We start from the raw sequence: 25,938 nt of genomic DNA, 5'->3' as shown, positions 1-25,938 counted from the left end.
GGGAAAAGTTTCCACTAGCGCCAGCGTGCCCCAACGCCACCAGCCCGGGCGGTGCCAAGCCAGCGTTCCCACCATCCACCCGCCCGCTCGCCAACCCGGTGTCGCACTAACTGGCTACCCTGGTGGGCGTGGAGAGACTTGCGCTGATCGAGGAATGGCCGGTGGAGTTCGCGGCGGCTGCGGTGGTCACTGACGACGGCGTGGTGGGTTCGCGGGGTGACGAGGACCGGGTGGTTCCGTTGGCCTCGGTGACGAAGCTGCTCGTGTCGTATGGCGTCCTGCTAGCAGTGGAGGAGGGCGCGATCGCGCTGGAGCAGCCCGCGGGGCCTCCGGGCGCGACGGTGCGGCACCTGCTCGCGCATGCGTCGGGGCTGGCTTTCGGGGAGCGCAATAGCGTCGCGGAGCCGGGCGCGAAGCGAATCTATTCGAGCGCGGGATTCGAGGTTCTCGCGGAATTGATTGAGAACGAGACAAATATCCGGTTTGCGGATTATCTGTCCGAGGGAGTGCTGGCCCCGCTGGGCATGTCGCGCACTCGACTGGTGGGCCCGGCGGGGCACGGAGCGGAATCCTCGCTGGCGGACCTGTCGGCGTTCGCGCGGGAGTTGCTCTCCCCGGGATTGCTCGCTCCCGAGACATGGCGGGCGGCAACACAAGTCGTGTTTCCTGGCCTGGACGGGATCGTTCCAGGATATGGGAGGCAGCGACCGTGTGATTGGGGGCTGGGCTTCGAGCTCCGCGGCGACAAGCGTCCGCACTGGACGGGGGCGCGCAACACTTCAGCAACATTCGGGCATTTCGGTCAATCGGGAACGTTCCTCTGGGCCGATCCCGGACCCAGGATTTCCCTCATTGTGTTGACAAATCGGGACTTCGGTGAGTGGGCCAAGCCGCGCTGGCCGGAGCTCTCCGATGCCGTAGTTGAAGAAATCGCGAAGAAGTAACGAAAATCAGTCGAAACACTAGCGAGATCGGCGACACGTGTGCACACTATCTTGCAACAGCAAGCACTGTGCTAACGGAAAGCCCTGATTCACGGGCTGGCCGGAGCGAGGTTGCTGTGGCCGCGCCGACGCGCGGTCCGATCTTCGGCCCGGCCCGCCATCATCGGGGCCCGAGCCGTTGAGCATGCCACCGGATACTGGCGCGAGAGCCGTTTGGGGAAGACGTTTCTCGTCTGTTCCAGATACCGGAGGTGTTTTGAGTGTCGGCAATGATGCAGGCCACCGATGCGACTACGGGCGTTATACATGTCCATTCGTCGCCGTCCGCCTTGTGCCCGCATGTGGACTGGGCGATCGCGGCGACCCTGGGCTGCCGCTCGCGCGTGCGCTGGTCGGCACAACCAGCCGCGGGCGGTGAGCTGTGCGCGACGATCAACTGGGTTGGTCCCGTGGGCACCGGCGCGCGACTGGCACGGTCCCTGGCCGTGTGGGAGGACCTGCGGTTCGAGGTCACCGAGGATGCCAGCGAGGGCATCGATGGCGAGCGCTTCTGCCACACCCCTGCGCTGGGACTCTGGCGCGGCACGATGAGCGCCAACGGTGACACGGTCATCGGCGAGATGCGCCTGCGCGCCATCATGGCGGAGCGTGCCCACGATCTAGCGGCCGCGCTCGATGAAGCGATGGGCACCGACTGGGACGACGAGCTCGAGCCCTTCCGGTTCGCCGGCGACGGCGCCGAGGTGACCTGGATCAGTCGCCGCGTTGGTTGATCACAACGGGATGTTCTTGTGGCGGCCCCGCTTGATCGGGGTCTCCGAGATGGCCTGCGCGATGCGGCTGCGCGTCACCGAAGGATCGATCTGCTCGTCCACGACACCGATATCCATGGCCCGGCCGACACCGCCGGTGATGGCCTCGTGCTCCTCGACGAGGCGCTGGTGCAGGGCCTCGCGCTCGGCCTCGGTCCCAGCGGCAGCAAGGGCACGCTTGTGCAGGATGCCCACGGCGGCCTTGGCGCCCATGACGGCGACCTCGCCGCCCGGCCAGGCGAATACCTTCGTCGCGCCGAGAGCGCGGGAGTTCATGGCGATGTAGGCGCCACCGTAGGCCTTGCGCAGGACGAGGGTCACGCGCGGCACGGAGGCATCGGCGAACGCGTGCAGGAGCTTGGCTCCGCGGCGGACCACGCCCTCCCACTCCTGGCTCACGCCGGGCAGGTAGCCCGGGACATCGACGAGCACGACGAGAGGCACGCCGAACTCGTCGCAGATGCGCACGAAGCGGGCAGCCTTCTCGGCGCTCTCGGAGTTGAGGCAGCCGCCAAGGCGCAGCGGGTTGTTGGCGAGGACGCCGACGGTGCGGCCACCGAGGCGACCGAAGCCCACGACGACGTTGGGCGCCCACTTGGCCTGGAGCTCGATGAAGCTCGACATCTGCTGGCCGTCGCCGGTATCGACCTGGTCGAGGAGCTGGCGCACGATGGGGTGGATGTCATAGGCGCGGCGGTTCGACTCGGGCAGCAGGGCGCGCAGGTCGGAATCGCCCCGGCGCGCGGCGTCGAGGTCCATCTCGCCCTGGTCGGCGAGCAGCGAGACGAGGCTGCGGGCCTGGTGCATCGCGTCCATCTCGTCGGCCGCGGCGATGTGCGCGACACCCGACTTGCGGGTGTGGGTGGCGGGGCCGCCGAGGGCGTCCATGTCGACCTGCTCGCCGGTCACCGAGCGAACGACATCGGGGCCGGTGACGAAGACGCGGCTCTCGGGCGCCATGATGACCACGTCGGTCAGCGCGGGCCCGTAGGCAGCGCCACCGGCAGCGAATCCCAGCACCACGGAGATCTGGGGGATGACACCGGAGGCGCGCACCATGGCCTCGAACATCAGGCCCACGGCGTGCAGCGCCTCGACGCCCTCGGCCAGTCGCGCGCCGCCGGAGTGCCAGAGCCCGACGATGGGCACTTCCTCCTCGAGGGCGGTGTTGATCGCGTTGACGATGTGCGCGCAGCCATCCACGCCCATGGCGCCACCCATGATGGTGCCGTCGGTGCAGAAGGCGATGGTGCGCACCCCGTCGACGCGGCCAGCTGCCGCGAGCACGCCGGAGTTGTCCCGGGCGTGGAGGAGGGTGATCGAACCGGGATCGAAGAATCGCTGCAAGCGGCCCATCGGGTCGCGCGGGTCGGGTGTGGTATCCCGTGTGGTCCTCGGCGCCAAGACGGTCATCGCTCCTCCAAATCCCAGTCCGGTCGAACTGCTTCGTTAGTTATGTCTGTTCTGTCTCGAGATGTGTTACGTGATGCTGCTCGTGCTGTTCGCTGACGTCGTTGGCAGCGAACGTCCGGGTGCATGCCCGCGCCTAGGCGCGGCCAAACACGATCGAGACGTTGTGCCCGCCGAAGCCGAACGAGTTCTTGACGGCGACGTCGAACTGCCCGTAGCGGGGCTTGCCCGAGACGACGTCGAGATCGATATCGGGATCCTGGTTGTCGAGGTTGAGGGTCGGAGGGATCACGCCGTCCCGCACCGCCAGGATCGTCAGGATCGATTCGAGCGCACCGACCGCTCCGATGGAGTGGCCGAGAGCTGATTTCGCCGCGTAGACGGCTGCGTGGTTGCCGATGGCGGAGTTGATCGCGCGTGCCTCGGCCAGGTCGCCGACGGACGTGGCGGTGGCGTGGGCATTGACGTGGCTCACATCGCTGGCTTCCACGCCGGCAAGCTTCATGGCCTTGCGCATGGCCCGGGCCGCACCGGTTCCCTCGGGCTCGGGCGCCACGATGTGGAACCCGTCCGAGGTGATGCCCGCGCCGAGGACGCGCGCGAGGATGGTCGCGCCGCGAGCGCGAGCGAAGTCCTCGCGCTCGAGGATCAGGACCGCGCCTGCCTCGCCGAACACGAACCCGTCCCGATCCTTGTCGAACGGACGGGACGCGCCCTTGGGATCATCGTTGCGCGTGCTCATGGCCCGCATCATCGCGAACCCGGCGATCGCCATCGGCTGGAGCTGGGACTCGACGCCGCCAGTGATGACGACATCGGCCTCGCCGTCGCGGATCATCCGCCAGGCCTGCGCGATGGCCTCGCTGCCGGATGCGCAGGCGGACACGGGGGTGTGGACGCCAGCCTGGGCGCCGTACTCGAGAGCAATGGTCGCGGCAGGCCCGTTCGGCATCATCATCGGCACCGCCATGGGGGAGACCTTGCGGGCTCCTCCCTCCAGCATGGCGACGTGCGAGTTGACCAGTGTGTCGTAGCCACCGATGCCAGTGCCGAGGACGACTGCTAGGCGCTCCTTGTCGACCTCCGGGCTGCCCGCGTGCGCCCAGGCGTTGCGCCCCTGGACGAGCGCGAGCTGCTCGACGAAGTCCATGCGGCGCACCTGCACCTTGGTCAGGGACTCCTCGGGCCGGACCTTGAGCCGCCCACCGATCGTTACTGGCATGCCGAGTTTCTCGACCCAGGGATCGGTGAGCGACTCGATGCCGCTCTCGCCCGCGAGCAGGCTCTTCCAGGTGCCATCGATATCGCCGGCCAGCGATGTGGTCGCGGCGATGCCGGTGACGACAACGGAAGGCCGGGAGCTGGTGGACCCGGTGCTTGTGGACGTAGTAGCGGAATCAGTCACTGTCAGTTCTCGCTCGCACCCTTGAGGGCATCGGTGTTGACGCCTTCGACGCCTTCGGCCTCGAGCTTCTGGATGTAGGAGACGGCGTCGCCGACGGTGCGCAGCGAGGCGAGGTCCTCATCGGGGATCTTGATGCCGTACTTGTCCTCGGTCTGCACGGCGATCTCCACCATCGACAGGGAGTCGATATCAAGGTCGTCAACGAAGGACTTCTCGATCGTCACCTCGGATGGCTCGATGCCGGTGACCTCTTCGATGATCGAGGCAAGTCCGGTGACGATATCTTCCTGGGTTGCGGCCATGGAATATGGCTCCCTTCTCATGTTTCTGCTTGTTGGGGTTGGCGATATTGAGTTGTCAGTCGACGAGCGCGAAGCGGGCTTCGAGCTCGTCGAGGTCCTGGGGGGTGTTGATAGCGAGCTGGGGCACGCCGCGCATGGTGCGCTTCGCGATCCCGGCGAGCGTGCCCGCCGGGGCCAGCTCGGCCAGGCCTGCTGCGCCGCTGTCCCGGATCGTGTCGCTGCACAGGTCCCAGCGCACGGGGCGCGTGATCTGGGCGACGATCCGGTCGAGCGCTTCGCTTCCCGACCGCACGGGCTGGCCGTCAGCGTTGGACAGCAGGGTCCGGCGCGGATCCTCGGTGGGGATGTCCGCCGCCGCCTCGGCCACCGCGTCCTGGGCAGGTGCCATGAACTCGGTGTGGAACGCTCCCGCGACGGCGAGGGGGCGGACCTTGGCGCGCTCGGGAGGGTTCTCCGCGAGCTGGGCGAGCGCCTCCATGGGCCCGGCCGCGACGATCTGCCCGGGGGCATTGCGGTTGGCCGGGGTCAATCCGAGCTCGGCGAGGCGGGCGAGGACGTCCTCCTCGGCCCCACCGAGGACCGCGGTCATCCCCGTCTCGACGGCCGCGCACGCCTTGGCCATCTCGCGGCCACGCAGGGCAGCCAGTGCGACAGCATCGTCGCTGGAGATGATCCCGGCGATCGCGGCGGCAGCGAGCTCCCCCACGGAGTGGCCGGCGACGATGCCGCCGAGCTCGGGGTGCTTGCCGAGCAGGCCGCGCTGGGCGATCTCCTCGAACGCGATCAGGGCTGAAGCGACTACCAGTGGCTGGGTGACGGCGGTGTCAGTGATCTCGTCGGCCTCGGCGACGGTGCCGAGGCGCACGAGATCGAGCCCAGCGGCCTTGGACCACTGGGCTACCCGGTCATGCACCGAGGGCAGCTCGAGCCATGGCGCGAGCATGCCTGGCTTCTGGGAGCCTTGTCCTGGGGCGAGTAGTGCTATCACGTGTTCCAGGGAACACCCTTGGGGCCCGTTTCTCAGGTGTTTTTAAGCACCAACCTTGAGGCAATAGTTTGTAGGAACCCTACAAACCGCCCCGATCGGCCCAGTCATCGCCAGCACCGCCGGGAATGTTACAGAGAAGTTTTTCACAATGTTACTGAAGTGATGTCTGGGAACTGGAGTAACGGTTCGGCATCAGAGCGCATCAAGCGACCCACGGATTCGGCCACTCGCAGTACATAGGCATCCCGTGGATTGTTCGGCTCGAGCCCCGTGATCTCGGCGATCTTCTTCAGCCGGTACCGCACCGTATTGGGATGAACGAACAAAGCCCGCGCGCACGCCTCCACCGCGCCACCGGCCTCGAGGTACACATCCAGCGTCTCGCTCAGCGAGTTCGCCGCCTTGGCCAGAGGGGTCACGATCTGCGTGTTGAGCGCCCGCACAGCATGGGCATCGCCCAGCAGGGCACGCTCGGGGAGCAAGTCCGACGCGAGCGCCGGGCGGGGCGCTAGCCGCCACCCAGGTGCCGCGAGCAGAGCCGTGTTGGCCTCGCGCCAGCTCGTGTGCGCCGCCGCCAGCGAGGGGGCCGTCGGACCCACCACGACATGGCTATCCGAGAAGGCCGCGAGCAGGTCCGAGATGAACTCGCCGCGCGCCGGGACCTCGCCATTGATGATCGCCACCAGGGTCGCGCCCTGCACCACCGACAGCGCCGAGCGACCGTGCTTCTGGGCCGCCGCATGCACCGTCGAGACCGCCGAGACCCCGCTGTCCGGTGGTGGGGTACCTACAATCACCGTCGCCGGGGCATTCGCCTCCCAGTTCAGCGTCGCGGCCCGCGAGAGCATCGAGGAGTCGGAGTCCCCGCGCACCACCGCATCGACCACGAGGGCCTCGAGCCGGGTATCCCAGGCGCCGCGCGACTCCGCCGCCGTGGCATACACCGCAGCGGCCGCGAAACCGACCTCCACGCGGTAGCGCAGGACCGCCACGGTCAGCGCCTGCAACTGCTGGTCATTGCGGGTGATCCGGGACAGGTAGTTCTCGAAGAACTCCATGGCCACCCGCACCATCTCCACCGTCTGCCGCAGCGTCACCCCGCGCGCCAGATCGTTGGGCACCACGCGGAAGGAGTCCACCGTCTTCCAGATGTCGCGGTTCGGGTCCTTCATCCAGTCCACGAAGTTCGAAACCGCGTTCTGCACCAGCAGGTGCACGGTCGATCGCTGCTCGGCATCGAGATCGGCGAAGAAGTCCAGCTGCTCCTGCATCGACTTGACCGCCTCGGTGGAGAGCCGGCCAGAGTATTGCTTCAGGCGTCGCAGCAGCGCATCGGAGAGCGGGTTCTCCGCGCTCGGCACGCGCGGGGGCCGTGGCGTGCTCGTCATGCCACCCCAGGATCGGTCGTCTGCTCCGGAGCGGCGGCCACATCGTGGATCCGGTAATGGCGCGCGGCCTCGACCGCGCGTTCCCGGTCGAGATCGCCGTTCTCGGCGAGCGCGAGCAGCACCCCCACCACGATCGACTCGGCATCGATGTTGAAGAAGCGCCGGGCGGCAGGCCGGGTATCGGAGAAGCCGAATCCATCAGCCCCGAGCGTCACATAGTGGCCCGGGACCCAGGTGCGGATCTGATCCGGCACCGCGCTCTCGAAGTCCGAGACGCCCACGAACGGCCCCTGCGAGTCCCGCAGCGCGGCCGTCACGAAGGCCTCCTTCTTGGGTGTGCCCGGATCCCGCAGCGCTGCATCCTCGCACCGGCGGCCGTCGCGCCGCAGCTCGTTCCAGGACGTCACCGACCACACGTGCGCCGCCACGTCCCACTCGCTCGCGAGGATCTCCTGCGCGCGCAGCGCCCACGGGACCGACACCCCCGAGGCGAGGATGCTCGCCCGCTTGCCCTCGCCCGAAGCGGGGGAGTAGCAGTGCATCCCCCGCAGCAGCGCATCCACATCGAGCCCCTCGGGCTCGGCGGGCTGCACGAACGGCTCGTTGTACAGCGTGATGTAGTAGTAGATGTTCTCCGGCTCGGGGCCGAACATGCGGCGCAGGCCGTCCTTGACGATGTGCGCGATCTCGAACGCGAACGCGGGATCGTAGGCCACCACGGCCGGGTTGGTCGAGGCGAGCGTGTGCGAATGCCCGTCGGCGTGCTGCAGGCCCTCGCCCGTCAGCGTCGTGCGGCCCGCGGTGGCGCCGAGCAGGAATCCGCGCGTCATCTGGTCGGCCGCTGCCCAGAAGCTGTCACCGGTGCGCTGGAAGCCGAACATCGAGTAGAAGATGTATACCGGGATCATCGGCTCGTCATGCGTGGAGTAGGAGGTCCCCGCAGCGATGAACGAGCCCGCCGAGCCCGCCTCGTTGATGCCCTCGTGCAGGATCTGCCCCGTCTGGGACTCCTTGTAGGCCAGCATCAGGTCCGCATCCACCGAGGTGTAGAGCTGCCCGTGCCGGTTGTAGATCTTCAGGGTCGGGAACCACGAGTCCATGCCGAAGGTGCGCGCCTCGTCCGGGATGATCGGCACGATCCGCTTGCCGATGTTGTCATCGCGCAGCAGCTCCTTGAACAACCGCACGACCGCCATCGTCGTGGCCACGTCCTGCTTGCCCGACCCCTTGCGGATCGACGCATAGGGCTTGTCGCCGGGCAGCTCGAGCGCCCGCGCCCCGGTGCGCCGTCGCGGCAGGAACCCGCCGAGCTGCCGCCGCCGGTCGAGCAGGTACTGGATCTCCGGGGCGTCCTCGCCGGGGTGGTAGTACGGCGGCAGGTATGGATCCTCCTCGAGCTGCTCGTCGCTGATCGGGATGCGCTGCGTATCGCGGAAGTGCTTCAGGTCCTCGAGCGCGAGCTTCTTCATCTGGTGGGTGGCATTGCGCGCCTCGAAATGCTCGCCGAGCGCGTAGCCCTTGATCGTGTGCGCGAGGATCACCGTCGGCTGGCCCTTGTGCTCGGTCGCCGCCCGGTACGCCGCGTACACCTTGCGATAGTCATGGCCGCCGCGCTTGAGGTTCCAGATCTCCGCATCCGACAGATCCTCCACCAGCTCCTTGGTGCGCGGATCGCGGCCGAAGAAGTGCTCCCGCACATGCCCGCCATCGTTGGCCTTGTACGTCTGGAAATCGCCGTCCGGGGTGGTGTTCATCAGGTTCACCAGCGCCCCGTCCTTGTCCGCGTAGAACAACCGATCCCACTCGCGGCCCCAGATCACCTTGATCACATGCCAGCCCGCGCCGCGGAAGAACGACTCGAGCTCCTGGATGATCTTGCCGTTGCCCCGCACCGGGCCATCGAGCCTTTGGAGGTTGCAGTTGACCACGAACGTCAGGTTGTCGAGGCCCTCCATCGCCGCCACATGCACCAGCCCGCGCGACTCCGGCTCATCCATCTCGCCGTCGCCGAGGAACGCCCACACGTGCTGGTCCGAGGTGTCCTTGATGCCCCGGTCGCGCAGGTAGTGGTTGAAGCGCGCCTGATAGATCGCGTTCATCGGGCCGAGGCCCATCGATACCGTCGGGAACTCCCAGAAGTCCGGCATCAGCCGCGGATGCGGATAGGACGGCAGGCCGCCGCCCTCGCCGCGGTGGCTATGCTCCTGCCGGAATCCATCGAGCTGCTCGGGCGTCAGCCGGCCCTCGAGGAACGCGCGCGCATAGATCCCCGGCGACGCGTGCCCCTGGATGAAGATCTGGTCGCCGCCGCCCGTATGATCCTTGCCCCGGAAGAAGTGATTGAACCCGACCTCGTACAGCGCGGCCGACGACGCATACGTCGAGATGTGCCCGCCGACGCCCACGCCCGGCCGCTGCGCCCGGTGCACCATGATCGCCGCGTTCCAGCGGATCCATGCGCGGTAGCGGCGCTCCACGTCCTCGTCGCCCGGGAACCACGGCTCCCGCTCCGTCGGAATCGTGTTCACGTAATCGGTCGATGTCAGCGCCGGGACCGCGACACGCCGCTGGTTCGCCCGCTCGAGCAGCCGCAGCAGCAAGTACCTGGCCCGTTCCGGCGACGAATGCTCCAGCATCCCATCGAAGGACTCCAGCCACTCCGACGTTTCCTCCGGATCGATATCCGGCAAGTACGATGCGATCCCCTCGCGGATCACCCGCACGCGATCACGATCCCGCGACACTCCATCGCTCGATGACTGCTCAGGCACTCGATCACTCCTTGTGGGCATGTACCTCGTGGACACCCGTGCCGCACCGCGGTCCGCAGCACGACCCAGCCTATGACCCACATTACTTTCGCGAGCACCACCAGTGCAGGGCCACAGCCAAAACGTCGCGCTCAGTCGCTCCCGTCGCGCGCCCAGCGGCCCGCCCGCACCGCAAACGGCGACAGCACCACTACCAAACCGGTAGGGTGGCCCCCGTGAAGCAGGTGCACGGACACCATCCCCCCGGCACGCCCCGCCAGGACAGAGCCAGCGCGAGACAATCCGCGCCGCACGCCGCAGCGGGAACAGCAACAGCGGGAAGCAGGACAGCAAGCACAGTGCGCTGCTGACAAACCAGCCCCCGCACCGCACAATGATCTCGGGATCATCACACCCAGGCACAGAAGCAGGAGGACACACGAACGTGGCCGGGACGGACACTCGGAACTACGCACAAATGCTGGGCATCACCCAGGGAATGATCGTCCAGGAGATCGGCTGGGACGACGATGCCAGCGAGGAGGTCCGCGACTCAGTCGAGGAAGCCTGCGGCGATACGCTCCTGGACGAGGACACCGACGAGGTCATCGACATCGTCATCCTCTGGTGGCGCGACGGCGACGGAGACCTCATCGACGAGCTCGTGGACGCCATCAGCCCGCTCTCCGAGGACGGGGCCATCTGGGTCCTCACTCCCAAGACCGGCACCCCTGGATACGTCGAGCCCAGCGAGATCGCTGAGTCCGCGCCCACGGCCGGGCTCACCCAGACCTCCACCGTCAACCTCGGAGCCTGGACCGGAGCCCGCCTCGAGCAGCCCCGCGCCAAGGCCGGAAAGCGGCAATGAGCCCCAGCTCACCCAGCTCGGGCGACGCCAGCACCACACCCGCGGGTCATCGGGCCGGTGGAACGAAGCCCGGCGGCGACCGGCCCCATGATGGCGGAGGCCTTGCGGAGGACACGAGCCGCACCCCTCCCGCCATCGGGGACGTCGCCCCCGGCTTCACCCTGCGCGACCAGAACAACCAGCGCGTCAGCCTCGCCGACTACCGGGGCAGCAAGGACGTTCTCCTCGTCTTCTTCCCGCTCGCCTACACCGGCACCTGCCAGGGCGAGCTAGGGCAGATCCGGGACAACATCGATACCTTCCGCAACGACACCACCGAGATCCTCACGATCTCCGTCAGCGCGCCACCAGTGCACAAGATCTGGTCCGCGGAGCAGGGCTACCTCTTCCCGATCCTCGCCGACTTCTGGCCCCACGGCGAGATTGCCGCGCGCTACGGGGTGCTCAACGAGAAGAACGGCACGCCAGACCGTGGCACCTTTCTCATCGATCGCGGCGGCATCATCCGCTATGCCGAGATCGGGCCGCCCGGGAAGCCGCGCGACCAGCTGCAATGGCAAGCTGCGATCGAGGCGCTCGCCAGCCAGCGATAGCGCTCGCCCCCGCTTGCCCCTCCGGCGCCGACTAGGACTGCTCCGCGCGCCAGTGTAAAGTGGTCGCGGCATCGGGGCGTATAGCTCAGCGGTAGAGCGCTGCTCTTACACAGCAGTGGTCGGGGGTTCAAATCCCTCTGCGCCCACCATGAGAACCGCAACTCAGCGGCGAGCATGAATCCTGGCCTATTGGGCGGGGGAGCTCCAGTGCCGCTGGCCTGTTCGGCGGATCTGCTGGCGAACGTTGCGCGACACGCCGCGACACGTTGCCCAGAACAGGACAATCACCAGCAGTTCCTGGCGCCGCCGCACGATCCTTGGCCCATTGCCCCCTTGGTCGGACGGGCGTGTCGCGAGCCTGCGCGGTGTGACTCGTGTCCTAACGGCATCCCGTGGTAGCGGCGGTACTCTCTACAGTGCGCGTTTCGGACACTGTCGGCTGCTTGCCAGGTGCCGCGACGCGCCAGGCACGGGACCAGGACCGGCTCCCGAGCCTTTGGGCCCGCGCTATTCCGGTGCGGGCCATCAGGACCTCAAGACGCACAGTTCGGAGTGATTGTCATCAAGGCCGGGGAGTTGATCGCGAAGAACTATCGCCTCGTCGAGCGCATTGGCAGCGGCGGCGCGGGCGTGGTCTGGCGCGCGATCGATGAGCGCCTCGAGCGCCCGGTGGCGGTCAAGGAGATCCTCGTGCAGCCGGGCTTGCCCGAGAGCGAGCGGGAGGTGCTGCGCCAGCGCGCGATGCGGGAGGCCCGCAACGCTGCCCGCTTCCAGCACCCGAACGCCATCGTGGTCTTCGACATCGCAGATCATGAGGGAAACCCGTGCCTGGTGATGGAGTACTTCCAGTCGCGCAGTCTCGCCGAGGTGCTATCCGCGCAGGGCACGGTGCCCTTGCCGCAGGTGGCGCGGATCGGTCGGCAGGTGGCGTCGGCGTTGATCTCGGCCCACAATGCCGGGATCGTCCACCGCGACGTGAAGCCGGGCAATGTACTGATCAATGATGCCGGGGTCGTGAAGATCACCGATTTTGGCATCTCGAAAGCGGCCGGTGACGTGACACTGACAGCGACGGGCCTGGTCTCGGGCACGGTGGCGTACCTGCCGCCGGAGATCGCGCGCGGCGCCGAGCCGACACCGGCCTCCGATGTGTTCGGGCTGGGCGCCACCTTGTTCCACGCCCTCGAGGGCGAGCCACCGTATGGGCGGGACCAGAACCCCTTGGCCGTGCTGTACAAGGCGGCGAGCGGGGAGATGGGCGCGCCCAAGCGCGCGGGCGAGGCGACAATCCTGCTGCAGCGGATGCTGGCCTCGGATCCAGCGGAGCGACCGTCCTTGCGCGAGGCCCGGGCAGAGCTCGCGGGCGTGGCGGAGGGCACGGGCGCGCGCGGTGCTGCAGCCTCCCAGCCGGGCCTGCGCCGTGGGCTGATCGACGCTGTCCGCGCGAGTGTTCCAGCGGGCGCGCTAGCGGCACGGTCGGCGACCACCCAGCTCGCGCCCCCCGCGCAACCGGCACCAGCGCCGTCCCGCCCGGCACGCGCGAAAACCGTGCAGGCACGCCCCTACCAGCCTGATGCCGCGCCGCAGCGCGACGGCCGGGCCACCGCTGTTGCCCCGTACGTGACGGACGCCAGGCCGGTGCCTGCTCGCGAACCGGGCTCGCGACCCGTGGTGTTCACGGGTGCGGTCGTGATCGTGCTGCTGATGGTGCTCGGCCTGGTGTATGGCATCGTCACGATGTCCGGCAACGGCCTGGGCGGCGGCGCGGGAGAGACTTCCGAATCGGCAGCGCCCAGCCTGGAGCAGACACCAAGCTCGGGCGGAAACGTCGCGTGGGGCGCGGCGGGCGATGTCGTGGCGCAGTTCTACAGCAATCCGGCGGGCTCGTGGTCCTTGCTCACCCCGGCCGCGCAGCAGGTATATGGCGACGCCGCCGGCTTCGAGGAGTACTGGTCCTCGCGCGTCGTGCAGAGCTTTGGCCGCATCGAGGCCTACAAGCTCGCCAACAATCCGGACGGATCGGTCGATCTGCGGGTCAATGGCCTGGACTACGACGGCCAGAGCCGCAATCTCGAGGTACGGGTCGTCGAGGCCGGTGGCCGGTTGCTGATCGACAGCGATACGCGCTAGCAGCCGCGCTGGCCCCAGGATCGGCGACGGGTGATGCCGCGCACCGGTAGGCTTGCCATGCCCGTTCGAAGTACCTGTGGAGGATTGTGATGATCGGAAGGCCGCGCTCGCGTTCCTCGTACGCGCAGGCTGCCCGGTCGCTGCTGCGCGAGTCCGTTCTCACCGCGGTGGACGAGCTGGTCCGCCATGACGGCTGGGCCGCGACGACGATCGACCGAGTGGCCAAGACCGTCGGGATCAGCCGCCAGACGGTGTACAACGAGTTCGGTTCGCGGCAGTCGCTGGCAGAGGCCTATATCCTGCATCGCCTGGACCAGGTGCTCGATTCCGTCTCGACCCTCGTGCGAACATCCTCCACCCTGGAGGAGGGATTCCGGGCTGCGCTGATCATGTTCCTCGACATGGCCGACGAGCCGTTGATCCGCACCGTCCTCTCGGGCGGCGGGGACCGTTCGGGCCTGACGGAGCTGCTTCGCCAGGTCAACGAGCGCACGGTGGATAGGCTGTCGAGCCTGATCCGCGAGCTGACCCCCACGGTGTGCGAGGACGACGCGGTGATCCTGGCGGATTCCATCGCCCGGCTTGCTGTGGCTCACGCCATCGCGCCGACCCATGGCCAGGACGTGGCCGTTGATCGAATGGTCCGCCTCGCGCAGATCGTCCTCGGGGCGCTGGAGGACGGCCGGGGCGAGAAGCCGTGATCGCCGTCGCCGCGTGGTGCCACGGGAACGACGCATGAGGTCCTCGCGAGCCGCGTTGCTGGCCGTGCTGCTGCTGGGAAACTCGTTCGTGGTCGCCTGGTGGTGGGCGAGCGCATGGCTTGTCGACGACGGTGCGGGCAGCCTCGCCGAGCAGTGGGGCATCGTTGCCGTGGCGGTGCTCGGTGCCGCGGTGATCGTGCTCCGCGTGGACCGGTACGTGCAAGCGTGGTCACGCTCCAGCGTCGCGCCCACCGACGCGGACCTGCGGCAGGCCTTGGCGGCGGCGGTGTTCATCGCGCTTGGCTGCGGCTCGATCTGGGGCGGCATCGTTGTCCTGGAGCAAGCCGTGTCCGCTGGCGCGGCAGCGGGCGGCCTGGCGACGTGGTGGATCGCCGGCTCGGTCGCCTGGCTAGCGGCAGGCATCAACCATGGGATCGCGGCGTGGTGGCTGCGGCCAGCATTGCTGCGCGAGTTCGATCAAGCCGCTGTGGGTGCTGTCGCGGCGTCGCGGGCATGGGCGGAGCGGATATGGACCGCGCGGGTCGTGACCGTCCCCGCTGTTCCCGTGCTGCTGCTCGCCGGTGCCCTCGCTAGTAGTGGCGCCTCCAGCGGTGCGGCCCAGGCAGCCACCCTTCTTGGCGTTGCCGTGATCGTGGCATCGTCGCTGTGGCTCGGCGGACGATCCGCCGCCACCCTCGCCGCTATCCGCGACGCCATCCGGGGCCGCTACCGGCCCGTGGTGGACTCGGTGACCGAGGCTGGCGCGCTGCAGTCCGCGGTGGGCGAGCTGATCGACGAGTCCGTCCGGTCGGAAGCATCGCAGGCGCTCTTCGGGCAGCACGTGGGCCAGGACGTAGCCCGGCAGGCGCTCGAGCATGGCACCGAGCTGCGTGCGGAGACGCGCTTCGTGGCCGTGATGTTCGTCGACCTGGTGGGGTCCACCCGCGCGGCTTCGACGATGCGGCCGGGCGAGGTCGTTGCGTTGCTCAACCGATTCTTCGACATCGTGATCCGGGTCGTTGACCGGAACCGGGGATTCGTCAACAAGTTCGTCGGCGACGAGGCGCTCATCGTGTTCGGTGCTCCCGTGTTCCAGGTGGAGGCCGTGACGCAGGCCCTCGCCACCGCGCGCGAGCTCGTGGAAGCGCTCGCCGACATGCCAGAAATCCAGGTAGGGATCGGTGTGTCGGCCGGGACCGTCACCGCGGGCAACGTCGGGGCGGCCGAGCGGTTCGAGTACACCGTCATCGGCGACCCGGTCAACGAGGCGGCCCGGCTGACCGAGCTCGCGAAGAAGCATCCCGGCCATGTCCTGGCATCAGCCACATCGGTGGGCTTCGCCTCCGAGGCGGAGCAGGCACTCTGGGAGAGCGGCGACCTCGTGGAACTGCGCGGCCGCAGCAAGCTCACGCGGCTTGCCTGGCCCGTGGCGCCCACGCGTACGCGCTCCTAGGCACTATTGTCAGGTCCGTGGCGAGAAAACAGCCGAGCAATGCAAGCGGCGACCCCGAGGAACTCCTGGACGCGCTGACGGAATTCGTCAGCGACAAGCTCCGTGGCGATACGCTCGCCGAGCTGGTGCACGTGGAGGTCGGGCATGCCCTCGCGGCCGCGAAGCAGTTGACCCTCGGCGAGGTGGTGACGCCGCAGCAGGTCAGTGGGGCCGCGATCAAGTACGCGCTCGAGTGGCGCATCGAGGGAGCGATCCCGGAGCTCGCCGGTGACATCGCTGGCCGCATCCACGAGCGGCTGCTGCACGATCACGATGGCCGCGATGTCGCTGTGGCCGCGGAGAAGTTCCTCGCGATGCCGGCATTCCACCGCATTATCGACCTCGTCTACCACAGCCCCGCGGTCCGCGGCTCGGTCGCTTGGTTCCTGTACCGGGCCGCCGTGGAATCGGTCAACCGCAACCGCGACCTGATGGCGAGCACCCCGGGACTCGGCATGCTGGTGCGCCTGACCAGCGCGCTGGGCAACCGGGTCGCCCCAGCGGCCCCCGCGCACGTCGACCGCGCGGTACGGGGGGCCGTGGAACGCATCGTGGCCGGGATCCTCGATGCCGCGGAAACCCCTGACCTTGCCATTCCCCGTCCCGCAGCGGGCGCCTCCACCGCCGAGCTCCTCGAGGCGCACATCGGATCGTCCCTCACCGCACAGGAGCTCGAGGACCTGCTCGTCCTCGGCTTCGAGATCTGGAACGACATGCGCGGCACCCGCGCGCTGCGCGCCGCCGTGGAGGAGGGCGTCGCCGTGTTCTTCCAGAAGTACTCCCATTACTCCCTCGCTGACCTCCTCGAGGAACTGGGCGTGAGCCGGGAGGACATGATCGAGGAAGCACTCCGGTTCGCCCCGCGCGTGCTGGGGATCGTCCAGGAGAATGGCATGCTCGAGAGCTTCGTGCGCCGCCAGTTCCGTGACTTCGTCGAATCCGAGCGCGTGCGCCGGATGCTCGCATGACGTGATGGTCGGCGATCCCGCGGCGCGAGCAGCGAGAGGCACGCGGCACGCGCTGGTCCTGGGCATGGCAGGCGGCATCGATCCCGGCGTGCCGGGCCGCGCGCTCGCACTGCACCGCGCGCTCGTCGGCACTGGAGGCTGGCAGGGCACCGGAGCGCCGGACGGAATCGCGCTCGACCCAGCGGAGGCGGGCGCGCATGCTCTGATCGAGCGCGCGTTCGCCGCCGCGCACAGCGAGGGCACGACCTTGCTGCTCGGGATCGTCAGCGACGTCGCGACGGCAGAGGGCACCACCGTGCTGCTCGGTCCCGACGGCCTGGACCTGGGCGCATGCGTGCGGGAGCTGCGCGAGCACTATCGGGGCATCGACGGACTGATCCTGCTGCTCGATGTCCCGATCATGCTGCCGCCAGCCTGGACGGGAACGCTCGGGGCTGGTGCGCCGGGAACCGGGCGTGTCGAGGTGGTAGCGGGCGACGGACTGGCTGCCGAGGTCGCCCGGATCGCTGCGGCAGGCATCGCCTCCGTGGGCTCGCGCATCACCGCCCGCGACATCCGCCCGGCCACCCATCAGGGACCGCCGGGGGACACCGACGATCCTGCGCTGTGGATCCTCCCCAACCAGGCCCGCGCGCACGACGCCACGGCTGGATCCGCGCGGGCGAGCCTGATCGATGCGCGGCTCGCGGGAATCATGCTCGCCCCGGCGCAGCAGCGTGCCGCCGAATCCGCTATCGAGGCGCGCGACCACCGGCTCGTCACCATCACGGGCGCCCCCGGATGCGGCAAGTCCACCGTCCTCGCCGCCCTCACCAGGCCCGACCAGGTCGCCTCGATCGATCATTGCAGCCCGCGCCACGTCGCCGCGATCGTGCTCATCCACGCCTGGCACTCCGTCGAGGAGATCGCCGCCGAGATCGCGACCCAGCTGCGCGCGCGCATCCCCGGCCTCGAGCCGCGCCCTATCAACGGGACGGTGCCCGCAATGGCCACCGAGCGGCTCCTGGAGAATCCGCTCGCAGGGTGCACCACGGCCTGGCAGCGCCCCATCCTCGTCATCCTCGACGGGATCGACCAGTTGCCCCCGCCGGAGTTGAAGCGCCTCGACGACGCCATCGGCACGCTGCTCGGCCGGCGCGACGGCGCGCTCGCGCGGCTACGGATCATCGCGAGCATCCGCGACACCATTGACCTGGCCGCGCTGCCGTCGCTCTCAGCAGGCCTGCGCATCAGCCTGCTCGGCGATGCCGGCTGGCAGGGCGCGCCGACCGGAGCGCAAGCGGAGCAGCCCGATGAGGCGGTCGCGCGCCAGGCCCGGGACATCATGGCCGCCAGCCGCGCCCCGGAGGCCGCGCGCTTCGTGCTCGCTCTGCTCTGTGCCACGGGCGCGGCCCCGATCCTGCCGCGGTCGGCCATCGAGGGCGCCCTGTCCGAGCGCGGCCTCCCCGATGCCCGGGCCTTCGCCGGAGAGGTCCTCGCCTTGGCCGGCCCCCTCGTGGAACGCGCCGCGCCGGGCACCAGCGAGGAGACCGTTGGCCTCCGGCAGCACGTACCTGCCCGAGCGCTCCGCTCGGTCGTGGATCCCGCGGGCACAGCGATGGCGGTGGCGCACCGAGCAATCGTGGACGCGGTCGAGCACCTCGGAGCTGCCGCCAGCGCTGCTCCTGCCGCGGCCCTTGCCGTCCACGAGCGGCTGGTGCTTCCCTTCCACTGCTTCCACGGCGGCCTCCCCGGGCAGGCACTCGCGCTGCTCGCCACCGCAGCGGGCAACTCGCACGCCGCGGACAACCATGCCCGATGGGCCCGCTGGAGCACCATCGCCACCGGAATCCTCAGTCCCGGCCATCCGGTGGTGCTGTCGCTGCGTGGCAACGCCGCCGGTGCGCGGGGCATCGCGGGGGACCCCGCGGGCGCCGCCGAGGACTTCACCGCGCTCGCCGCCGATCGCGAGCTACTCCTCGGCGCCGAGCATCCCGATACGATCGCCACCCGCAACAACGTCGCCGTCTGGCTGGGCAAATCCGGCCAGCACCGGGCCGCCACCGCCGAGTTCGCCGCCGTGCTTCCCATGCTCGAACGGCTGCACGGTCCTACTCACCCGACCACCGTCGCCATGCGCGACCACCTCAGCCACTACCTCGCCAGCATGGCCGCGACCGCCGCGACACCCGACGAGGCACGGTCTACCCTGCGGGACCAGCAGCGCGTGCTCGGCCACGACCATCGAGCCACCCTCGCCACCCGGTTCCGCATCGCCACGATGAGCGCCGCCTCCGGCGACCATGCCGCAGCGAGCGCTGAGGCCGACCAGGTGCTCCGCGACCAGCGGCGAGTCCTGGGCCCCGCCCACCCGGACGTGCTGGAGACCCTGCATTCGCTCGCGTCCTGGCGGCTCCGCTCGGGGGACCAGCATGGTGCCCTGGGCGCCCTGATCGCGCTCGCCGAGGGCCGGTCGCAGCACCTCGGGGCGGATCACCCCGATACGCTTGCTGCCCGCGCCACCCTCGCCCTCGCCAAGGCAGATGCTGGAGAGCTGCACGGCGCGATCAAGGAGCTCGAGGACCTCATCCCGCTCCAGCAGCGCGTCCTCGGCGCGGACCACCCCGATACCTTGTCCGCGCGCAACAATCTCGCGCTGTCGCACGGAAAGCTCGGCGAGATCCAGCGCTCCCTGCGCGAATTCGGGCAACTGCTCGCGGATCGCGAGAGAGTGCTGGGGGCCGAGCATCCTGCCACCCTGACCACGCGCGCGAACCTAGCCTGGATCAAGGGCCGCAACGGTGATGCGGCCGCCGCGCTCCGGGACTACGAGGAGCTCATCCCTGTTCTCGAGCGCGTGCTGGGAAGCGATCACCCACGGGTCGCGCGTGCGCGCAAGGGACGGGCGAGGTGGGCGCGGGAGCTTTCCGCCCGCCGCGCCTAGTCGGCGGTCACTACCCTGCGCAGCAGGGGCCGGGTGGCGAGCACGCCCCCGATGACGATGGCATTGCCGAGCGCGAGCAGCATCACCACCTGGCCGAGCGCCAACGGATCGAGCAGGACCACGGCACCCGTGATGGGGAACAGGAAAGCCAGCGCAGCGCCCGCGGAGACCACCGACAGCACCAGCACCGGCCCGCGCGCCTGCCGCGAGCGCGCCGCCTGCATCACCGCGACCGGCGTGCCCGCATGATGCAGCGACACATACAGCTCGCGATGCTCGAGGATCGCTGCGGCCTGGGTGAGCGCGGTGGAGATCGCGGCGAGCGCGAACGTCGCGACCAGGGTGAACGCCACGCCTAGCCGCAAGTCGCTCATCAGTTGCTCCTCGCCGTTGCCGCTGCCTATCGCGGTGAGCAGGGCGGTCCCGGCGGCGACGAAGCTGGCCACGGCCACGCCGCTGACAGTGCGCCACGCCTGGGCTGGGGCGTCGAGCACACGGCGCGCCGCGATCAAGGACGCGGCATCGCCAGCCCGCGCGAGCATGGCCCGCCCCACGAGCGCGACGATGCGCGGACCGACGACGTTGAGCATCGCGAAGGTGATCGCGAGCGCGATGAGCAGGCCAGTGATCCCTGCTGCTGCCGGGCTCGCCTGGGTCCACAGCAGCAGTCCGCCACCGCTCACGACCAGCAGGATGAGCCCGCGCGGAGGGGGCGCGTGCCGCTGCGCGACGCCGAGCGGGGTGATCGCGATGCTCCGGAGCCCCAGCAGCGAAGTGGCTGCCGCGAGCACGGGAACACCGAGGATGCTCGCCAGCAGGATCCACGGCCCCACCCACAGCTCGCCGATGGAGAAAGGCTCGCCCTGGAACGGCAGCAGCGCGACGACGGGCAGCAGTGCCGCGTTGATGCCCGCGCCCAGCAGCGCCCCGAGCAGTCCCGCGATCGACGCCTCCGCCATCGCCATGCCCGCCGCATCGCCCGGGGTGGCGCCAGCGAGTCGCATCGACGCCAGGCGCGCGTCACGCTTGCGGGCGCCCAGACGAGCGGCGGCAAGCCCGAGAGTGACGCACGGGATCACCACGAGGATGCTCGCGATCGAGGCGAGCGTCAGATAGAACTCTGCATCGGGTCGGTCATCGCGGCCAGCGAACGCGCCATGCCCGCCGATCACGGTCAGCGCCAGCGCCGTAGCGGCGGCGAACGCGAGGATCGGCAGTGCCAGGGGCACGAGCAGCCGTGGTCCCTCGGCGCGCGCCGTCATCCGGGTCACCCGCAGGATCGTCGTGGCGCTCATGACGCGCTCCGCTGGGCCAGCCGACCATCGTGCATGTGCACCACGCGCTGGCAATAGCCAGCCACCTGCGGGTCATGGGTCACCACGACCAGCGCGGTCCCGAGATGGCGGCTGGCCTCCACAAGGATGCCCATCACGTCCTGGGAGGTACGTGCATCGAGAGCGCCGGTGGGCTCGTCGGCGAACAGCACCGTCGGCCGGGCCACCATCGCGCGCGCGATCGCGACGCGCTGGGCCTGCCCGCCGGACATCTCGCCGGGACGGCGTTCCTCCAGCCCGGCGATGCCGAGCGGATCGAACAACGTGGCGGCCCGATCCCGTGCGGCACGCACGCTCATGCCGTCGAGGATGAGGGGCAGCGCGACATTCTCGATCGCGGGCAGCTCGGGCAGCAGTTGCCCGGACTGGAAGACGAAGCCGAACGCGCGCCGCCGCAGCGCGGTCCGCGCGGATTCGCGCAGCGCGCTGATGTCGGTTCCCTCGAGGAGGACCTCGCCCGCATCAGGCTGCACGATCCCGCTGAGCAGGTGCAGCAGGGTGGACTTTCCGGAGCCGGAGGGGCCCATGATGGCGAGGGTGCCTTGTGGCTCGACGTCGATGCTGGCGTCATGGAGGACTGTGTGGGGGCCGTAGCGCTTGGTGAGGCCACGCCCGCTGAGGACCGGGGAGTGTGTCATGCTCTCCACGGTGCCGTGGCGGGCGGGCAGAAGCGTCGGGCCACGGTCCGATCCTCGCCGCGGCCCGCGTCATGCCTGGGTAGGACGCGGGCAGGATCCGAACCACGACGATGAGCTGGCAGGAGCGGGAACGAGGATGCGTCATTCGTGGGCGGCGGACAGGGCCGCGGGGCTCGCGATCGCGTTCCTCGCGGATCGGTGGCTGGGCGACCCGCGGCGATTCCATCCCGTCGCGGGGTTCGGGACTATCGCGCACCGCGCCGAGCAAGCCTGGTACTGGGATTCCCGTGGCCGGGGAGCCCTGCACTGGCTGGTTCTCGTGGGCGGTACGGCCGGTGCAGCCTGCCTGGTGGATCGCGCGCTGGCACGGGACGGCATGCCCCGGCTGGCGAGGATCGGATGGACCGCCGGCGCCACGTGGGCAACCCTGGGTGGCACGAGCCTGGCGCGGGTGGGCGAGCGCATGGCGGGGCATCTGGAAGCAGGCGACCTGGAGGCGGCCCGCGCGCAGGTGCCCTCGCTGTGCGGGCGGGACCCAGCGCTGCTCGATCTGCCCGGCATCGCCCGCGCGACGGTGGAATCGCTCGCGGAGAACACCTCTGATGCCACGATCGGACCGCTCGTCTGGGCCGGAGTGCTCGGCGCTCCGGGCGCGCTCGCCTACCGGGCGATCAACACCCTCGACGCGATGGTGGGCTATCGCTCGGCGCGCTACCTGCGCTTCGGCTGGTTCTCGGCCCGCGCCGACGATGCGGCGAACCTGCTCCCGGCCCGCCTCTGCGGCATCATCACCGTCGCCTCGGCTCCCGTCGTCGGGGGCTCACCAGCACGGGCTTGGCGGGCCTGGCAGAAGGACGCGCGCTCGCACCCTAGCCCCAATGCCGGAGTGGCGGAGGCCAGCGCGGCGGGCGCGCTCGGCATCCAGCTAGGCGGCACCACGGAGTACCGGCATGGAACCGAGGAACGGCCGCGGCTGGGGGAGGGCCCGCCCCCACAGGTTGCTGATGTGCGGCGCGCGGTGCGGCTCTCCCGGCGCGTGCAGGCCGGCGCGGCCGCGCTGGTGGTCCTAGCGGTTGTGGCCGTACCGATCGGCAAGCACATCGCGCGGGCGTGAGGGAACCGTGCCGGCAGGCTCGGCAGCGCCCTTCTCTCCGGCTTCGTCGTCGTCGCGGCTGCCGCGTCCCCGGCGCTCCCGCAGCTCGGCGCGCACGAAGTACAGCAGCCCGAGCGGCGCCATGATCCCGAACGCGATCCACTGCAGCCCATAGGACAGGAACGGGCCGGCATCGAGCTGCGGCAATCCGATCAGGCCGAGGCCGCCTGGCTGCTCGGCCGCGAGCTGCACATAGAAGCCGGGGAGGTCCGTGCCAGTGGCCGCGCTGATCTCGTCGGTGTTGATCGAGTACACCTGCATCACGCCGTCGTCACCATCAATGGCATCGCGACCGGTCGTCCCCTCGGGCATGCGGATGCGGCCCGCGAGCTGGACCTGGCCCTCGGGGGGTGCCGTGAACCCTGGTACCTCGGTCCCCACATCGGTGGGCACGAATCCGCGGTTGACCAGCACGACCGGGCCGCTGTCGAGCTCGAACGGCGTGAGCACCTCGAACCCAGGCGTTGAATCGACCGATCGCAGCCGTGCTACTACCTCATCGGCGGGCAGGTAGGAGCCGCTGAGCAGGACCCGGCGCCATTCGTTGTCCGCGGGTGGCGCGCCCTGATCGATCATGAGCTCATCGACCGGCATGGGCTCCGCGTCGAGCGACTGCTCGATCAGAGTGTTCCGCTGCTCGGTCTCGGCATTCTTGCCGAGCTGCCACGGTGCGAGCACCGTGAAGGAGAGGTAGGCGAACACGCCCACGATGATGATGAGGACCACCCAGCCTGGGCGGACGAGGAATCCGAGTCGGCGCACGCTACCACGGTAGCCGCGCGGACCAGGCAGGTCGAAACCATCGGGCATCGAACGCCGCCAAAGTCACAGGCGCGCGCGGATCCAGGCGAGGAGGCCGGGCATCGCGGCCTCGATCTGCTCGCGCACCTCCTCGAACTCGCGCGCGCTTCCCCAATAGGGATCGGCGACATCCCAGGACGTCGCGGCCGGATCGAACTCGCGCAGCAATCGCACCCGGGCAGCGTCGGCGCCGCGCTTGCGCAGCTCGCGGACATGGCCCTCGTCGAGCGCGAGGATCAGGTCAGCGCTCAGATGCTCCGCAGCGACCGTAGCGGCGACGTGCTCGGTGCTGTAGCCCGCCTGCCGCAATGCCGCGACGGTGCGGTGATCGGCTGGCTCGCCGATATGCCACGAGCCAGTCCCGGCACTGCTGACCTCGACCTGATCGTGCAGCCCCTCCTCGCGAAGGGCGTGGACGAGGATCCGCTCGGCCATCGGGGAGCGGCAGATGTTCCCGGTGCAGATGAAGGTGATATGCACGTAGCCGACCCTACTCGCTGGTGGTGCGCAGCAGTTCGATGAGGTGCTCGGGGGAGCGGGCCACCCATCCGGCGCCGGCGTGCTCGCTGCCGCTGCCGTAGCCCCAGGCGACCGAGATCGTGCTGATGCCGTGGGCCGCGGCCCCGCGAACGTCGTGGATCCGATCGCCCACCATCACCACCTCCTGGGGCGCGCGCTCGAGAGGGATGCCCAGTCCCTTGAGCGCGTGCGCGATCACATCAGCCTTGCGCCGCCTCGTGCCATCGTCGCTCGCTGTTCCGATCATCTCGAAGTATTGCTCGAGATCGTGGTGGCGCAGCATCTTGAGGGAGTTGGTCTCGCCCTTCGATGTCGCGACCGCGAGCCGGGCACCGGCGCTCCGCAGTGCCGCCAGAGCCTCGGGCACGCCGTCATAGACGGTGGACTCGCGCCAGCCCAGCGTGCCGTACCGATCGAAGTAGGCCGCCAGCGCCCGCTCCGCGACGGATCCCTCCAGGCCCAATGCGTCGAGCGTGTCCATCATGGGCGGGCCCACCACGTCGAGCACCGCGAGATCCGCAGGGACCGGCCAGCCCACGGCGTCCAAAGCGTGACGGAAGCTCGCGATCACCCCCGGAGCGGAATCGGTCATCGTGCCGTCGAGATCGACGAGGATCGCCGGGAAGCGGAAAGGGGCAGCCATGCCGACCATCATGCCGCCCGGCGCTTTCGCAGCACTAGGCTGGTGGCTCGTGAGCATCGTCGCGCGGCCATCGTCCGGGCCCGGCAGGGGAGCCGGGGCGGATGCGCTGCGCCACCACGGCGATATCGACGCGGCACCGGGCTTGCTCGATTTCGCGGTGAATGTGCATGGCACCGAGCCGCCATCCTGGGTGCAGCACGCGCTGCGGGACCGGCTGCCGGATCTCGCGCGCTACCCCGACCAGGCCGAGGACGCGGCTACCCGCGCGGTCATCGCGGCACGGCACGGGCGCCACCCCGACGAGGTGCTGCTGCTCAATGGGGCCGCCGAAGGGTTCGCGCTGCTGCCAGGACTCGCGCCGCGCCACGCCGCGGTGATCCACCCGTCCTTCACCGAGCCGGAGCATGTCCTCGCCACGGCAGGCATCCCGGTGACGAGGGTGATCCTCCCGCCGCCCTATGGCCTCGCCCAGGCCACGATCCCGAGCGACGTGGATCTCGTGGTGGTGGGCAACCCGACCAATCCGACGTCGGTGTTGCATCCGCGGTCGAGCATCGATGCATTGCGCGCGCCCGGGCGCCTCGTGGTGGTCGACGAGGCATTCATGGACGTCGTTCCTGGCGAGACCGGTTCCTGCGCGAGTGATGGTGCGGGGGATGTGCTGGTGCTGCGCAGCATCACCAAGACGTGGGGGCTGGCCGGGCTGCGCGCGGGCTACGCTCTCGGCGCCCCGGAGTTGCTGGAACGCCTGGCTCGGCCGAGGCCGCACTGGCCGGTGGGTACCCTCGCGCTGACGGCGCTCGCCGCGTGCTCCAGTGATCGCGCTCTCGAAGAGGCCGAGCGGATCGCCGACCAGATCGCAGCGGACCGAGCACATTTGCTCGACCGGCTCGGAGGACTGCGCCACCCTGGCATCGCGGTGGCCGCCCCGCCGAGCGCGCCGTTCGTCCTGCTCCGCGGCCCCGAGGGCCTGCGGCAGGGCTTGCGCGAGAGTGGCGTGGCCGTCCGCCGATGCGATACCTTCCCCGGCCTCGACGACCGCGCCATCCGGGTCGCGGTGCGCGCGCGGCCTCTGGTAGACACGCTGGTGCAGGCCATCGAGGAGGTCCTGAGCGCGGATCCCAGCCCCGAGGGAACGCCGACCGAGGAGAAGCAGTGCAGCAAACCCGCGTGAGC

22 protein-coding genes and 1 tRNA gene are annotated in these 25,938 nt (G+C 69.5%); 12 read left to right on the top strand and 11 right to left on the bottom strand.

Annotation, left to right across the window (positions count from 1 at the left end; genetic code table 11):
* Positions 1-128: 128 nt before the first annotated feature.
* Both FXO18_RS11960 and FXO18_RS11955 read left to right on the top strand, forming a co-directional pair.
* Positions 129-944: a serine hydrolase domain-containing protein gene (locus FXO18_RS11960; protein WP_149361370.1), complete on the top strand. Its 816-nt coding sequence runs from the start codon at positions 129-131 to the stop codon at positions 942-944.
* Between the two features lie 269 nt (positions 945-1,213).
* Positions 1,214-1,717 carry a DUF3145 domain-containing protein gene (locus FXO18_RS11955; RefSeq protein WP_149361721.1) on the top strand — a complete coding sequence of 168 codons (504 nt, stop codon included), beginning with the start codon at positions 1,214-1,216 and terminating at the stop codon, positions 1,715-1,717.
* Here FXO18_RS11955 and FXO18_RS11950 read toward each other — a convergent pair whose 3' ends face one another.
* The 6 genes from FXO18_RS11950 to aceE form a co-directional block, all read right to left on the bottom strand.
* Positions 1,718-3,169, bottom strand: a complete 1,452-nt coding sequence (locus FXO18_RS11950) for an acyl-CoA carboxylase subunit beta (protein ID WP_149361369.1) — start codon at positions 3,167-3,169, stop codon at positions 1,718-1,720.
* 133 nt (positions 3,170-3,302) lie between these two features.
* A complete protein-coding gene (locus tag FXO18_RS11945) occupies positions 3,303-4,571 on the bottom strand; it encodes a KasA/KasB family beta-ketoacyl-ACP synthase (RefSeq protein ID WP_149361368.1) in 1,269 nt (422 codons plus the stop codon).
* Between the two features lie 2 nt (positions 4,572-4,573).
* Positions 4,574-4,873 carry a meromycolate extension acyl carrier protein AcpM gene (gene acpM, locus FXO18_RS11940; protein ID WP_149361367.1) on the bottom strand — a complete coding sequence of 100 codons (300 nt, stop codon included), beginning with the start codon at positions 4,871-4,873 and terminating at the stop codon, positions 4,574-4,576.
* Between the two features lie 55 nt (positions 4,874-4,928).
* Positions 4,929-5,861, bottom strand: coding sequence for an ACP S-malonyltransferase (locus FXO18_RS11935; RefSeq protein WP_149361366.1), 933 nt, complete (start codon positions 5,859-5,861; stop codon positions 4,929-4,931).
* 143 nt (positions 5,862-6,004) lie between these two features.
* On the bottom strand, positions 6,005-7,249 hold the full coding sequence (locus FXO18_RS11930) for a PucR family transcriptional regulator (protein WP_149361365.1): 1,245 nt from the start codon (positions 7,247-7,249) through the stop codon (positions 6,005-6,007).
* On the bottom strand, positions 7,246-10,041 hold the full coding sequence (gene aceE / locus FXO18_RS11925) for a pyruvate dehydrogenase (acetyl-transferring), homodimeric type (protein WP_149361364.1): 2,796 nt from the start codon (positions 10,039-10,041) through the stop codon (positions 7,246-7,248). The genes FXO18_RS11930 and aceE overlap by 4 nt, the downstream gene beginning before the upstream one ends.
* 436 nt (positions 10,042-10,477) lie before the next feature.
* On the opposite strand from aceE, the gene FXO18_RS11920 reads away from it, so the two are divergent.
* The 8 genes from FXO18_RS11920 (at position 10,478) to FXO18_RS11885 (ending at position 19,674) form a co-directional block, all read left to right on the top strand.
* Positions 10,478-10,867 carry a DUF3052 domain-containing protein gene (locus tag FXO18_RS11920; RefSeq protein ID WP_235900666.1) on the top strand — a complete coding sequence of 130 codons (390 nt, stop codon included), beginning with the start codon at positions 10,478-10,480 and terminating at the stop codon, positions 10,865-10,867.
* A 134-nt stretch (positions 10,868-11,001) separates the two neighbouring features.
* Positions 11,002-11,460 carry a peroxiredoxin gene (locus tag FXO18_RS11915; protein ID WP_235900665.1) on the top strand — a complete coding sequence of 153 codons (459 nt, stop codon included), beginning with the start codon at positions 11,002-11,004 and terminating at the stop codon, positions 11,458-11,460.
* Between the two features lie 74 nt (positions 11,461-11,534).
* Positions 11,535-11,609, top strand: a tRNA-Val gene (locus FXO18_RS11910).
* Positions 11,610-12,012: 403 nt separating this feature from the next.
* Complete coding sequence (locus FXO18_RS11905; RefSeq protein WP_235900641.1) at positions 12,013-13,590, top strand: serine/threonine-protein kinase; 1,578 nt, start codon at positions 12,013-12,015, stop codon at positions 13,588-13,590.
* Positions 13,591-13,679: 89 nt separating this feature from the next.
* Entirely contained in the window at positions 13,680-14,291 is a 612-nt protein-coding gene (locus FXO18_RS11900; protein WP_149361361.1) for a TetR/AcrR family transcriptional regulator, read from the top strand.
* Between the two features lie 34 nt (positions 14,292-14,325).
* Positions 14,326-15,744, top strand: a complete 1,419-nt coding sequence (locus FXO18_RS11895) for an adenylate/guanylate cyclase domain-containing protein (RefSeq protein ID WP_149361360.1) — start codon at positions 14,326-14,328, stop codon at positions 15,742-15,744.
* Positions 15,745-15,761: 17 nt separating this feature from the next.
* Complete coding sequence (locus tag FXO18_RS11890) at positions 15,762-16,751, top strand: hypothetical protein (RefSeq protein WP_149361359.1); 990 nt, start codon at positions 15,762-15,764, stop codon at positions 16,749-16,751.
* A gap of 4 nt (positions 16,752-16,755) precedes the next feature.
* Positions 16,756-19,674: a tetratricopeptide repeat protein gene (locus FXO18_RS11885; protein ID WP_235900664.1), complete on the top strand. Its 2,919-nt coding sequence runs from the start codon at positions 16,756-16,758 to the stop codon at positions 19,672-19,674.
* Here FXO18_RS11885 and FXO18_RS11880 read toward each other — a convergent pair.
* Positions 19,671-20,969: an FtsX-like permease family protein gene (locus FXO18_RS11880; protein ID WP_149361357.1), complete on the bottom strand. Its 1,299-nt coding sequence runs from the start codon at positions 20,967-20,969 to the stop codon at positions 19,671-19,673. The two genes, FXO18_RS11885 and FXO18_RS11880, sit on opposite strands and share 4 nt — an antisense overlap.
* Positions 20,966-21,646: an ABC transporter ATP-binding protein gene (locus tag FXO18_RS11875; RefSeq protein WP_149361356.1), complete on the bottom strand. Its 681-nt coding sequence runs from the start codon at positions 21,644-21,646 to the stop codon at positions 20,966-20,968. Before FXO18_RS11875 ends, FXO18_RS11880 begins: the two co-directional genes overlap by 4 nt.
* Before the next feature lie 136 nt (positions 21,647-21,782).
* Between FXO18_RS11875 and FXO18_RS11870 the strand changes: the two genes are divergently transcribed.
* Positions 21,783-22,760 (top strand): cobalamin biosynthesis protein, encoded by a 978-nt coding sequence (locus tag FXO18_RS11870; RefSeq protein ID WP_149361355.1) that lies wholly within the window; start codon positions 21,783-21,785, stop codon positions 22,758-22,760.
* Here the strand turns inward: FXO18_RS11870 and FXO18_RS11865 are convergent.
* The 3 genes from FXO18_RS11865 to FXO18_RS11855 all read right to left on the bottom strand — a co-directional run bounded on the left by FXO18_RS11865 (position 22,713) and on the right by FXO18_RS11855 (position 24,762).
* The gene (locus FXO18_RS11865; RefSeq protein WP_149361354.1) at positions 22,713-23,561 is read right to left on the bottom strand and encodes an SURF1 family cytochrome oxidase biogenesis protein; all 849 of its coding nucleotides are present in this window, start codon (positions 23,559-23,561) and stop codon (positions 22,713-22,715) included. The two genes, FXO18_RS11870 and FXO18_RS11865, sit on opposite strands and share 48 nt — an antisense overlap.
* Positions 23,562-23,624: 63 nt before the next feature.
* Entirely contained in the window at positions 23,625-24,080 is a 456-nt protein-coding gene (locus FXO18_RS11860; RefSeq protein WP_149361353.1) for a low molecular weight protein-tyrosine-phosphatase, read from the bottom strand.
* Positions 24,081-24,090: 10 nt separating this feature from the next.
* Positions 24,091-24,762 carry an HAD-IA family hydrolase gene (locus FXO18_RS11855; protein WP_235900640.1) on the bottom strand — a complete coding sequence of 224 codons (672 nt, stop codon included), beginning with the start codon at positions 24,760-24,762 and terminating at the stop codon, positions 24,091-24,093.
* Between the two features lie 49 nt (positions 24,763-24,811).
* Here FXO18_RS11855 and cobC point away from each other — a divergent pair, with 49 nt between their 5' ends.
* A complete protein-coding gene (gene cobC, locus FXO18_RS11850) occupies positions 24,812-25,936 on the top strand; it encodes an Rv2231c family pyridoxal phosphate-dependent protein CobC (RefSeq protein WP_235900639.1) in 1,125 nt (374 codons plus the stop codon).
* The last annotated feature ends 2 nt before the right edge of the window (positions 25,937-25,938 follow it).

Source organism: Lolliginicoccus suaedae, assembly GCF_008312885.1.
In the GTDB taxonomy this organism is placed as follows: Bacteria; Actinomycetota; Actinomycetes; order Mycobacteriales; family Mycobacteriaceae; genus Lolliginicoccus; species Lolliginicoccus suaedae.
Note: the sequence above shows the minus strand (reverse complement) of the source record. Positions and strands in the feature narration are given on the sequence as shown.